Annotated in this window: 12 protein-coding genes; 2 read left to right on the top strand and 10 right to left on the bottom strand. The window is 42.8% G+C overall.

The window, feature by feature from the left end:
- Positions 1-243 precede the first annotated feature (243 nt).
- Positions 244-996, bottom strand: coding sequence for a phosphoribosylformimino-5-aminoimidazole carboxamide ribotide isomerase (hisA, locus tag M3180_RS00985; protein WP_251665359.1), 753 nt, complete (start codon positions 994-996; stop codon positions 244-246).
- Positions 997-1,020: 24 nt separating this feature from the next.
- Positions 1,021-2,448: an MDR family MFS transporter gene (locus tag M3180_RS00990; RefSeq protein WP_251665360.1), complete on the bottom strand. Its 1,428-nt coding sequence runs from the start codon at positions 2,446-2,448 to the stop codon at positions 1,021-1,023.
- Positions 2,449-2,542: 94 nt separating this feature from the next.
- Here M3180_RS00990 and M3180_RS00995 point away from each other — a divergent pair, with 94 nt between their 5' ends.
- A complete protein-coding gene (locus M3180_RS00995; protein WP_251665361.1) occupies positions 2,543-3,178 on the top strand; it encodes a DedA family protein in 636 nt (211 codons plus the stop codon).
- A 118-nt stretch (positions 3,179-3,296) separates the two neighbouring features.
- Here M3180_RS00995 and M3180_RS01000 read toward each other — a convergent pair whose 3' ends face one another.
- Complete coding sequence (locus M3180_RS01000; RefSeq protein WP_251665362.1) at positions 3,297-3,578, bottom strand: hypothetical protein; 282 nt, start codon at positions 3,576-3,578, stop codon at positions 3,297-3,299.
- A gap of 225 nt (positions 3,579-3,803) precedes the next feature.
- Here M3180_RS01000 and M3180_RS01005 point away from each other — a divergent pair, with 225 nt between their 5' ends.
- Positions 3,804-5,213 carry a hypothetical protein gene (locus M3180_RS01005; RefSeq protein WP_251665363.1) on the top strand — a complete coding sequence of 470 codons (1,410 nt, stop codon included), beginning with the start codon at positions 3,804-3,806 and terminating at the stop codon, positions 5,211-5,213.
- Positions 5,214-5,350: 137 nt separating this feature from the next.
- Here M3180_RS01005 and M3180_RS01010 read toward each other — a convergent pair whose 3' ends face one another.
- The 7 genes from M3180_RS01010 to M3180_RS01040 form a co-directional block, all read right to left on the bottom strand.
- On the bottom strand, positions 5,351-6,112 hold the full coding sequence (locus M3180_RS01010) for an ABC transporter permease (protein ID WP_251665364.1): 762 nt from the start codon (positions 6,110-6,112) through the stop codon (positions 5,351-5,353).
- Positions 6,109-6,852 carry an ABC transporter permease gene (locus M3180_RS01015; protein WP_251665365.1) on the bottom strand — a complete coding sequence of 248 codons (744 nt, stop codon included), beginning with the start codon at positions 6,850-6,852 and terminating at the stop codon, positions 6,109-6,111. Before M3180_RS01015 ends, M3180_RS01010 begins: the two co-directional genes overlap by 4 nt.
- Positions 6,849-7,562, bottom strand: coding sequence for an ABC transporter ATP-binding protein (locus M3180_RS01020; protein ID WP_251665366.1), 714 nt, complete (start codon positions 7,560-7,562; stop codon positions 6,849-6,851). Before M3180_RS01020 ends, M3180_RS01015 begins: the two co-directional genes overlap by 4 nt.
- An 87-nt stretch (positions 7,563-7,649) precedes the next feature.
- Complete coding sequence (locus M3180_RS01025; RefSeq protein ID WP_251665367.1) at positions 7,650-8,663, bottom strand: sensor histidine kinase; 1,014 nt, start codon at positions 8,661-8,663, stop codon at positions 7,650-7,652.
- Entirely contained in the window at positions 8,660-9,337 is a 678-nt protein-coding gene (locus M3180_RS01030) for a response regulator transcription factor (protein ID WP_251665368.1), read from the bottom strand. The genes M3180_RS01025 and M3180_RS01030 overlap by 4 nt, the downstream gene beginning before the upstream one ends.
- Before the next feature lie 262 nt (positions 9,338-9,599).
- The gene (locus M3180_RS01035) at positions 9,600-10,310 is read right to left on the bottom strand and encodes a hypothetical protein (RefSeq protein ID WP_251665369.1); all 711 of its coding nucleotides are present in this window, start codon (positions 10,308-10,310) and stop codon (positions 9,600-9,602) included.
- A gap of 91 nt (positions 10,311-10,401) precedes the next feature.
- Entirely contained in the window at positions 10,402-12,585 is a 2,184-nt protein-coding gene (locus tag M3180_RS01040; protein ID WP_251665370.1) for an MMPL family transporter, read from the bottom strand.
- Positions 12,586-12,662 lie beyond the last annotated feature (77 nt).

Raw genomic sequence — 12,662 nt, forward strand, 5'->3', positions numbered from 1 at the left:
TTTGATTTTCTCGCATTTTAGTTTACATAATTATTTTTATGTATGTCTATTGTTTTCTTTTACAGTATATATCTGATGACTGATATATTTTTTTTCGCAAACTCTCTATTTTCCTTTAGATTATATTCCAACCAATCCACAATCCATTCCTTTTCATTAGCGATATCCATTACTATGCACTTATTCCAACATAAATATAAAATAAAAAAACCGACTGTAAATGGCATACAGTCAGTTTTTCCATTACGAATATGCTTTAAATACGTCTAACACTTGCTCATACAAGAGATTACCACCGAAGATTGATAGTGCACTTCCTATTGTTAAGCCGAGTCTTCCTTTACTTATGCTGTGAAATAACTCAATATCTTCAAGCGATCGCGCTCCACCAGCATAAGTTGTCGGAATCGTTGTCCACTCTGCAAGATCGCGTACTAGACTTTGCTGAATACCGGATTGCTTACCTTCTACGTCAACAGCGTGTACAAGCAACTCATCGCAATACTGCTCTAGCTTTGCGATATTTTGTTGATTAACTTCAAAATCACTGAATTGCTTCCACTGATTCGTTACAACGTACCAGCGACCATCGCGTGACTTACAGCTTAGATCGATGACGAGACGTTCCTTCCCAACCTTATCGACGATGGCATGCAGGTTGTCCCAATTCAACTGTCCGTCCTTAAAAATATAAGAGGTAACAATGACATGAGAGGCGCCTGCATCAATATATTGCTGTGCATTGTCGGCAGTAATCCCACCACCCACCTGCAATCCGCCTGGGTATGCTGTGAGTGCTTCCTTCGCTGCAGCTTCATTATTAGGACCTAGCATAATGACATGACCACCTCGTAGGCCATCGCGCTTAAAAAGCTCTGCATAATAGCTTGAAGAGTGCGAAGATACAAAATTTTCAATGAGGTTAGTATTTAAGGTTTCTCCAACAATTTGCTTAACCTTTCCATCATGAAGGTCGATACATGGTCTAAATTCCACCGTGCTTTCTCCTATTCTATTTCATCATTTTTGCTTCGAGGCAATTCTTGCCTTTCCTTCGTAAAAGGAACGATATTCGCCTTTTTGAATCGATGCTACCCATATCATATACACGCTTAATAGAACAGCTAGCATCGCAATCATAATAAATATCGTATGTAGACTTTCACTCAAGTAAACCGCATAGCTCGGGTTCTCTACATCACTATATAAGAACAGTCCAAAGATGACAAGACCTACCGCTTGTCCTAATGTACGAAACAGCTGTACGGCTGACATTCCAGCACCTCGAATCCGCTCTGAAGCAACTGTCGTCGAGAGGATCATTAATGACGTTAATAAAATTCCAAATGAAAATCCTGAGCATGCGATATAAAGCATAATAATAAAATTAGAAGTGCCCGTAGTTATCGTCGCGAGCCCAATACTGCCTGCACACAAAAACAGACTGCCTAATAAGATCATTCGTTTAATTCCGTATTTGACTGTCAGATTACCCGCTACAATCGAGCCAAGCGGCCATAGGATAGACAGCGGAATCATAATGCTTCCTGACCTTGTTGCTGACACGCCATTAACGTGCTGCATCCATAACGGAATATAGAAAATAATTGCTACATTTATAACACTAATCATAAATCCAGTAATAAGAATAAATAAAAATTGTCGGTTGCTGAATATTTCAAGCGGCATAAATGGTTCCTTTGCCCGTTTTTCCACATTGCGGAAAAAGATTAGCAGCAACACGCCCACAGCAATCAAAACAAGATAGAGAATCCGTGCTGAGGACTGCGGATCTGCTTCTACATATTGATTCAAACCAAAGAGCAATAGTATGATACCTATAGAGAAGGTCGCAATCCCTGCAGTGTCGATTCGGATTTGCTTTCGCTCTGTCACCTTTGGCATATACTTATTAAGCAGGATAAGTGCGATAAAAGCGAAAGGTACATTTAAGTAAAATATAGAGCGCCATGACACATAGTCAACTAGCATTCCACCTGCGAGCGGCCCTAATATTCCAGCAACTCCCCATATGCTGGATACCCAGCCCTGGATTTTTGAACGAAGCTCCAGCTCGTACAAATCGGTAATTATAATCATCGGCAGCGTTAACAATGCGGCACCGCCTAACCCTTGTATCGCTCGGAACACGATAAGTGACGGCATGCTCCAGGCAATACCGGATAATGCAGAGCCAACTAGAAAAATAACAGCTCCTAATATGATCATACGCTTTCTTCCGTATAGATCAGATAGCTTTCCAAACAACGGTGTTGCAATAACCATAGCAAGCAAATAAATCGTGTTCACCCAGCTATAGAGATGAGCCCCTTTTAGCTCCGAGGTTATGATCGGCATCGCGGTTGAAACAATCGTGCCTTCAATGGCCGCAAGAAACGTTGCAACATATAGTGCAATGACGACTTTGAATCTTGAATCTTTCAGCATGAACGTCTTCCCTTCTCAGGTTTGTGAAACCTTTCATTACTTTGGTTCGTATTATTGTATATTGCTTGTTATTTCCCTGAATAGGAGAATGATTGTGGGTTATGATCTTTTATTAGATATTATTGAATATGTCGGGCCTCTAGCGTTGTTCTTAGTGCTGTGCCTTGGGCTAATCGGCTTGCCGATTCCTAATGAAGCGGTAGCTCTAACTGGCGGAGCGTTAGCGGAAAGCGGCATACTTCAAGGAGGACTTGCCTATCTTATGTTATCGCTCGGTATATGCTCAGCGATGACCTTCAATTACAGTCTCGGTAGATTTACTAGCAGCAAGCTAGGCAAATGGTTTACCAGCAAACAAAAGCTTGGCGCTTTTGCAGAGAAATCACAGCAGCTTATTGAGAAATACGGCATCTATGCGATTCCTATCAGTGTTTTCTTTCCATTTTTAAGACATGCAACGCCGTATATTATGGGAATTAACCGACTCCGCTTCTCTCGTTTTGCACTTATTGGATTCCCTACTGCGGCGATATGGACAGCGATTTACTTTACGATTGGCCATTTCGTTGGAGATAAAATACCTGAGTTGATTAAAGTCATCAATCGATACGAAGTTGCCTTTTATATCGTAGCAGCTTGTGCTATCGTTCTGCTTGCCTTATGGTATGTTCGTAAGCAACGGTTAAAGCGTATAGCCGAGCATCAGGATCAACAACAGTACCATATCTAACCAAACTACCACAGATAACTAAGCCGTATCATTCGTGATACGGCCTTTTTATATGTTCAATTGTTAATTTGCTTTTTCGCTTTATGTACAACGACGGCTTTAACCGCAGATTGCGACTTTATGTCTCCTTTGTTTGCTCCTGCAAAGCGGCCATTCCCGCTTCAATTAAACGCTCAAACAGCTCATCATTCTCTTCAATTTCTTCCTCCACGAGCAGCAATTGCTCTTCATTGCCAGAGCCAGCTAAGAAGAATAATCCATAGCCCCAGTCTTTGCCTCGTTTACTTTGTAATGCCATCTCATACGCCTGCTGATGTCCTTCAACTTCAAATTGAACGGCACCAACGAAGCCGTCTTCTTTTGATTGAGTCATGCGCGCATTTATGATCTTAACGTCCATGGTTTTCCTCCCGTTTCTATCCATATTTCTTAAAGTAACATAGCATGTCTCCCCCTTGAATGCAAGCGTTGATCAACGATCCACACGTTGACTGATTGATTGAAGTAGACTGTAAAAAACGAAAAAATTTCTCACTTGCTATGGATTAACGTCCCGTGCTTTGCTTGCATACACTATGCATACACCTAGAAATGGTGTATACCAAGCGAAAGAAGGTCGATAACTATGGTCTTCGAATTAACCGCGATTCATTTTATTTATTTATTCTTCGTCCTCGTCATTATTGGATTTATGATATTTCGTAAAGATACGACACTCATTTGTATCGCTGCAATTGCTACATTAGGCGCCTTAGCAACCTTGACGATTGAAGGCTCAATTAGTGGCATCTTTAACAGCTTTATTTACGCGATTAAGGAGCTGCTAGGGACGATATTGATCATTTCCATTATCGTTGCACTTAGCCGAATTCTGATTCGAACCGGCATTAACGAATTGATGGTTGCTCCCTTTACTGCATTTATGAAAACGCCTGCACTGGCATTTTGGGGAATTGGCATCGTGATGATGGTCGTTTCCTGGTTTTTCTGGCCCTCTCCGGCTGTTGCATTAATTGGCGCTGTATTGCTTCCCGTGGCTACCCGAGTCGGGTTACCCGCACTTGGTGCTGCTGTCGCGATGAATCTGTTCGGACATGGTATTGCTTTATCCAGTGACTTTATTATTCAAGGTGCTCCCAAGCTTACAGCTGACGCTGCTGGCATACCGGTAAGTGCAGTCATGCAGGCTAGCATTCCACTCGTTATTACGATGGGGCTTGTAACGACCCTTAGTGCGTATTGGATGATGAGACGTGATATGCGTAATGGAACATGGCGGGATGGATTAGTTGAAGCTGATTCTAAGTCGAGCACAGCTGAGGACAAAAATGATAAGGACCATCTGAGCAAAAATGCAAAGCGTGTGTTAGCCGTTATCGTTCCGATCTGCTTTGCACTGGATGTCGTTGCTATGTTCTTACTGAATTTACAGGGCGGAGATGCAACAGCGCTCGTCGGAGGCACCGCAATACTGCTTATGGTTATGATTACGATGCTATCTCATCACGGAGCTGGACTAGAAAAAGCAACGCAATATTTAATAGACGGCTTTTTATTCGGCTTTAAGGTATTCGGTCCTGTTATTCCGATTGCAGCCTTCTTCTATTTGGGCGATAGTGGATTTTTTGCAATGTTTGGTGAGAAGCTTCCGGAGATCTCAACTGGAATTGTCAATGATCTCGGCCTTGCGCTTGCACATTATGTTCCAGTCAATGAGACCGTTTCAGGTATAACATTAGCTGTAGTAGGGGCGATAACCGGCCTAGACGGCTCAGGGTTCTCTGGCATCTCATTAGTTGGATCAATTGCCCTGCTATTCAGCAATGCATTAGGAAGCGGCATAGCAACGTTAACCGCGCTTGGACAGATCGCTGGCATATGGGTCGGTGGCGGCACGATTATTCCTTGGGCACTTATCCCAGCTGCAGCGATATGCGGTGTTAGCCCGTTTGAGCTTGCACGACGCAACATTAAGCCGGTATTGCTAGGATTAGCCGTTACCACCGTTGTTGCTATTCTAATTATTTCGTTCTAAATACAAGTAGGCAGACGACGAGTATATATGACGGATGAAGTACGCTGTCTGCAATGTAGCTAGCATTCACTTGAAAAAAAGAGGGTATTCCGCGTATGGAATCCCTCTTTCGTTATCATATATTGAATGAAACAACGCTATGCATCTCGCTTACGGTAAAACACAATAGCTATAATTATAAGGATCAGTGTCCATACCATGACAATACCTGTCCCTTGCACTGACGTAAGAGCATTGATTTCGTTAGCGTAAGGAACCATATACATATAGTAACCTGCCGTATCCGGAAAATAGTTTTTAATGCTGGGTAAAGCATCTCTCATTAATGGACCAACAATGAAATAATAACTAACGAGTGTAACCAATACAGGCGTAGTGCGTCTTATTAAGCTGCCTAGAGCTGCACTAAGAAGTGTCGTTAAGGTTAGATAGCCTGTCGCACCTATTAATGTGGCTATCAATGTGTTGATTTCAATCGCTACAGAAGCTGTGTCCCTCATCATAATATAAGGATATAGTACACCTGTTGCAGCAATAATCAGCGCCGCAGGAATAGTTACTATTGCTAATGCCACATACTTCGCGGTCAATTGCCACCCTCGCCAAGGGATCGTAGTAAGAGTCGTACGAATCTGCCCACCAGTGTACTCTGAGCATACAGCTACTATCCCAATAATAATGAAGCCTGCTTGAACATAGCCCATAGAAGCAAGTCCGATATTCAGTATATTTTGTGTTCCTGCTTCCGCATGTAGACTAGAAGTAGTATAAGCTGCGGCTAAAATGATATTAACCATAAATGTACTAATAAGCGTGTGCCAGATCAACGGTAATGTCATTAATTTATCTAGTTCAGCACCAAGGATTCGAGTGAATGTTTTACTAGATAAGACGCTCATGCTGCAACGTCCCTCCTATGGAACTCAATAGCTGCAATGATGAGAATAACGACGACCCATGCTAACATAACTAACCCGCCTGTCACTGGGGTGAGATAACGTTCGCTCATAAACATATCCATACCAGCTCGATCTGGTAAGTAGAATGCCAACTTAGTAGCCTTCGTAAGCAAGAAGCTGAATGATACCACGGATGAATTTATGATAAGTACAGTGAGCGGAATCATACCATTCTTCGTCAGCAATGTAATCCCAAAGGCTAGAAGAGCAGTGAATGTCCAGTAACAAACAGCGCCGATAAGTCTCGTCCATTCAAATTCAGGAGCATGCTCACCAAGAATGAGCTGCGTTGCTAACACAGTTGTCATAATCGTTACAATACAAAGCAATACGCTAATCACAATCACCGCACACGCTTTAGCCAGTAGAAACTGTAATCGTGAAGCAACAACCGTTAAGCTTGTCGTAATCTGTTGGCCTCCACCTGCTTCACTGCTCTCTGTTACATACTCACTGCTGACAGCGAGCACACCAATAATGATGACACCTTGTACACCAAAGCCTAATCCAATGTAGCCAATGTCCGATAGCCGCGTGCTAATTCCAGCAACAATGTCCGCTTTTTCAACGATGCTGTCAAGGGCAGCAACGACCGCTGGGGCAAGTGCTCCAATAACTAAGGCAAGCCAAATACCCGGTAGGGAGAGTAATTTAGATAGTTCCGCGTTGAATGCCCTCATACAACATCACCTGTATGTTCAGAGGTCATAGCAAAAAATGCTTCCTCAAGCGTGGAATAGTGTCCGATTACTTCTTCCAATGTTCCATCTGCAACGATTTTCCCACGATTCATAATCACCACATCATCGACAGTCTCAGCAAGCTCTCCCATGAGATGACTCGATAGCAGCACCGTGTGTCCAGACTGAGCACGTTCGCGTATCAATGTTCGAATCCATCGAATGCCTTGTGGATCAAGACCGTTCACAGGCTCATCCAACACCAATATTGCCGGATCACCAAGTAAAGCAGCTGCCATTCCAAGTCTTCTTCCCATACCAAGAGAATAACTACCAACCCTTTTACCGGCTGCATGAGTTAAACCTACGATGTCCAAAACTTCCTCGACGCGTGCACGAGACAAGCCTGCAGCACGAGCAATCCAGCGCAGGTGTGCTCGTCCTGTTCGCATCCGATGAGCTCCAGATCCATCAAGTAGTGCTCCTACCGTAGCTAGAGGATGTTGTAAGTCTGCGAACGGCTTTCCATCAATTAGTGCACTACCCGAGGTGGCACGATCTAATCCTAGCAGGATGCGAAGTGTAGAACTTTTACCCGCACCATTCGGACCTAGAAAACCTGTTACTCTGCCTGGTTTAGCTGTAAAACTAATACCGGATAAGATCTCCTGATTACCACGATGTTTGACTAAGTTATTTATTGTAAGCAACCATAACACTTCCTTTCTGTTATGGCTCTCATTATATAGAAGCAAGGTTACTTCACGGTTATCCTGTCGTTTACTTTTCGGTTAACTTTAGTTTAATTTACCAATAGCTACGCTTGTACCTTGTTCATCTGATACGAAAACAGCCTTTAGCTTCATTTTATTCAACATGTAAGCTGAAGCGGATAGACCTATTCCTGCTCCTCGCTCATCAGATGACTGATCCATACCTGGCCCTCTGTCTGCTATGATAATCTGTTCTTTGTCTACATCAACAACAGCGCTTGCATACTTCCCCTCTGCTGCATGGCGATGAATGTTCTGAAATAAGTTATCGAGAATTCTCGTCATCCATGTAGGGTCTACTTCCCAATAAAACGTCTCCTCTGTCGGCAAATCAACATTGAGCTGAATGTCTTTTTGCTCAAATACCGGATACCACGCAGCAACGGATGCTCTAACTAAACGTCCAATATCTGTTGAAGTGGGCTGGAAAGGATGCTTACCCGATGTAAGCAATGTATAAGAGAACAAATCGTCCATTAAATCACCGACTCTTGTAATCGTATGATTCATCTCTGTTAACGATTCTAGTCCTTTTGAGCTAATAGCTTCTTTATTTAATCTGGTAACATGTGCTCTCAAAATGGTAAGAGGTGTTCGTAAGTCGTGAGATATATTCGCGATGAGTCGATGTCGTAACAATTCCTCTTCATGCTCTCGTTTGCTGCTTTCTTCAAGCTGCTGAATCATCCAGTTGAAAGAAGTTGCTAATTGGTCTATCTCATCCATACGATCCGTCTGTACAGAAATTGGTTTAGGAAATGTATGATGCTTCGCTGAATAAGACATGACTTCCTGCAAACCGATAAGACGTTTACGAAGACGTAAGAAGAATAGCCAGGATAATACGACAAACGCGACAATAATAAAGCTAAACAATAGTAATATGATGTAAAACAAATTTAATTGATTATGATGTTCTTCATCAATACCTGAAAAACCAATAAACGCAAAAGAGAGAAGCAGTACAAGCGGAGGTAAAAAGATAAATAGAGCATGTCCTCTTAGAAAACGATGAAATAATGATCTAGTCTGAATCATAATTTCACCCGATAGCCTATTCCCTTTAACGTTTCAATAATCTCTGGGGAATTTGGATACCGTTCCAGCTTTTGACGCAGTCGACGGATATGCACCATTAATGTTTTATCACCAGTGATGTAAGCTTCATTCCAAATCGCTTCATAGATTTGTTCCTTTGGTAAAACTTGATTTGGATGGCGTAAGAAATACATTAAAATTTGATGTTGCTTCCCTGTCAATATAATTTCTTCTCCTGTGCGCTTGTCATACACCATTTGAGCTTCCGGATCTACTTCAATATGATCTGCTAATACAATACGTTCTGGACGGGTCCCGCCACTTCGACGAATTAATACCTCTAATCTTGCAACGAGTTCATCGGTATGGAATGGCTTTGTTAAATAGTCATCAGCAAATTGTAAACCCTCTACCTTATCATCGATCGATGTTCGTGCAGATAATAGCAATATGGGTACAGCAGGAGCTGCTTTTTTTAATCGTTTTCCGACTGTGAATCCATCTAAACCTGGTAACATAATATCCAAAATCACGATCTCATGCTGTTTAACTGCCTCATCGGCTCCTTCACCTGAAAGCAGCCACTGTACTGAAAACCCTCGCTGTTCCAATTCTTCTTTTACCCAGCTGCCTATTTTCTCGTTATCTTCAATATATAAAACGCTTCTCTTCAAGTAGCATCCCTCACTCTACATCGTATGTATATGGGCACAATCAAAGCGAACCACGAACCGCATTGAACCCTTTGCAATACCTATCGGCTATCGGTTGCTTCATTGTCAACCAATCCATCATTAATGCCACACTTTTCATATAATATCATAATTTGGGTAAACCTGAACGACAACATGAAAAGGAGCAGATGCCATAAGCATGATGCTCCTTAATCGGTCAGACTATTGTAATTGAGTTTTATAACACGTTATAAATCAGTGTTTAGCGCTTTTTGCGGTTTATTAGCAATAAAGCCGCACCAATAAGAAGCACGAACCCGATACTAACGAACAACATCAACACTCGTGAATGCTGATTGTCGATTTTTTCTTCGAGCTCAGTCTCCGTTACAGTTGACTTAATTTGCTCTGGACTCAAAGCACTACTGCCTTCCGCAGAAGCTGATGTAGGGACAGCTGTATCCTCTGAGGCTCGGTTATCTTTTTCACCGCTATCCCCTCTGCTTGTCGGCTCTACTGTGGGATCCTCAGGTAGCTTTGTAGGCTGACCTAGCTCGGTAAATATTGCTGAATCATCGATGATCGGTGTAGTAACGCCGCATAAGGATACGTGCAGCTCACCATCAAATTGTTGAGCAAACACCGCATAGCGCGTGCCGATATGGAATTCATAGCCGCAGGCTGCTGAGTTGTTAGCAGTAATAACGTGCGTTTCACGCTCTGCTTCTCCCTTCCATACCGCCGATACAGACAGCTCTATATCTAGGTTTCCTTGCTCAATCTCGGTTTTATTCATAACTGTTGCATCTAGCACATGACTGTTTTTCTCCAGCTCCTCAGTATAGCTGCCTGGAACGACACAGGAGCAGGCGTAAGCTTTTTCCGCACCGATCCAGCCTAACAGCAATAATAATACACAGCTAAGCAAAACCATCGTCGTTAACTTCTTCAGGTTGTACTTGGGTATAGGCATATAAAAACCCCTTTTACTCGTTAATATCCATTAAACGAGTAAAAGGGGTGAAAGGTTTCACGCTTGCGTGCCATTAGGGTACGTGACCCGTTTACTTTTCCTGCTTCATCACTTGCTTCTGCAGCTTGCTCGGCCAGAAAGCCCAGCGTCCGCATACGACTGTTATAGCTGGAACGAGGAACGGACGGACGATAAACGTATCAATCAATACGCCAATTCCTGTAATCACACCAAACTGAACTAAGATCGTAATCGGCATTTGGCATAGAACAAAAAATGTCCCTGCTAAAATTAAACCTGCGCTGCTAATGACAGCCCCCGTTTCACCGACTCCTTCTTTAATCGCTTGCTTCAGCGGCATATGCTTCGCTTTCTTCCATATCCCTGAGATCATAAAGATGTTGTAATCCTCACCAAGTGCGATCAGGAACACGAACGCATAGAGTGGGATTGCTGCTTGAATAGCGTCATAGCCTAGACCATAATGCAGAATGATCCAGCCTAAACCTAATGATGCAACAAACGATATCAATACGGTAACGACAAGATAAAGCGTTGCAATAATTGATCGTAAATATACGAGCAGCAGCACAATAATTAATCCAATAACGACAGGCATTACAACCGTGTTATCTCGAATCGTTAGCTGCTGGGTGTCGTATTGTCCAGCCGTTTGGCCTGCGATCCAGTAGCTGCCATCCCCTGCTAAGCCATCAAGCTCTTGATGAAGATCAGCGATATAATCCATCGCTTCTAGAGAGTATGGATCAATATCAAGCACAATATCAAAGCTTTCATAGCTTGCATCCACTTCACTTACTGATGGAGTCGTTATATGATTCACAAGCTGATTGTTCTCTATCGTTTCTCGGATGACTGCAGTATCAGTATCCTTTGTAATGACTGTAATTGGTGCCAGCTCACCTGGACTGAACGCCTCACCGATCATCTTAAAGCCTTCACGGGACTCCATGCTTTCTGGGAAAGAGGAAAGCAGATCGTATTTATAATGCGTTTGCGTCGCAAAAATCGAAAGGATTAGCAACACACTCATGCTTGTTACGATAACGGTCCAAGGCTTCTCCGTAACAAATTTACCAATTCTCTTCCATGTACGATGAGCTTCCTTCGCTGGTTTTACTGGCTTATTGCGCTTAGCTGCGCGCTCTTCTTCCATTTCCTTCGTACGTGGGATGAACGGATAGAAGGAGCTTCGGCCAAGAATAGATAGTATTGCTGGAATTAGCGTTAAGCTTGCTAGCCCCATAATGAAGATCGACAATGAAAATGGGATTGCGAAGCGATGACTTGAGCCGTATTGAGCGAGCAATAAGGCAAGCAACGCAATAACAACCGTAAAGCCACTCATCGCAATCGCACCGGAAGAGCCTTTAAACGCAGCAAGCATTGCACTTCTAGTGCTGCGCTCTAGCTGTAATTCATCACGATAGCGTGTAATTAAGAACAAGCAATAGTCAGTACCTGCACCAAACAAGAGCACCGTCATAATACTTATCGATTGTGAATCAACATCAATCCAGCCCTGACCTGCCATCCAGCCTAGTATCGGACTTGTTACAAGATAAGCAAACCCAACACCGATCAGTGGTATAATGGCAAGTAATGGTGAGCGGTAAATAAGCAATAGTAAAATGAGTACGAGCAGCACCGTTGCGATAAGCAACACGATATCTGCATCAAGGAATAAATCTGTCGCATCAACAGAGATGCCGACAGGTCCCGTAAAGCGAGCTGTCAGGCCATCGCCAAGCTCTGCAGTAAAAATATCTGAGCCTACGTAGCTGTTTAATTGCTCCTTAACGGTTAGCAAATTATCCTTTAATGTTTCCGTTGCCGTTTCCGCTGTAAACATAATCGGAACGATGATTGTACTTCCATCATCGGAAAGAATGCTTTGCAATGCTGGAGGCGGAATCAGCTGTAGCGGTATAACACCTTCCTGTGCTGGTAGAGGCTCATTCGTAAGCTGCTCCGTTAGCTGTACGAGATGCTGAATGTCTTCCTCCGTTAGTCCTCCGTCCCGCTGGACTGTTAATAAAGCTGGTACACCTGATGTATTCGGAAAATATTGCTGCAATAATTGATCAGCAACAATTGATGGAGACGAATCAGGCAGATTTTGAACGTTATTTTGCACCTTGTCGTTAACACCTGGCAATGTTAAGGTTAATACTACAGCCAGAATAATCCATGCAAGCAGCGTCATCCATCTGCTGACCTTTCCAGTAAAGAAAGCAGCAATGTTTTGAAGCATGTAAACTCCTCCAATTCGATAATTAAATATTTATCTATACCGTTCGGTATAATAATTATAAATTCAATGTGACAGAA

This window comes from Paenibacillus camelliae (genome assembly GCF_023715345.1).
Taxonomy (GTDB): domain Bacteria; phylum Bacillota; class Bacilli; order Paenibacillales; family Paenibacillaceae; genus Pristimantibacillus; species Pristimantibacillus camelliae.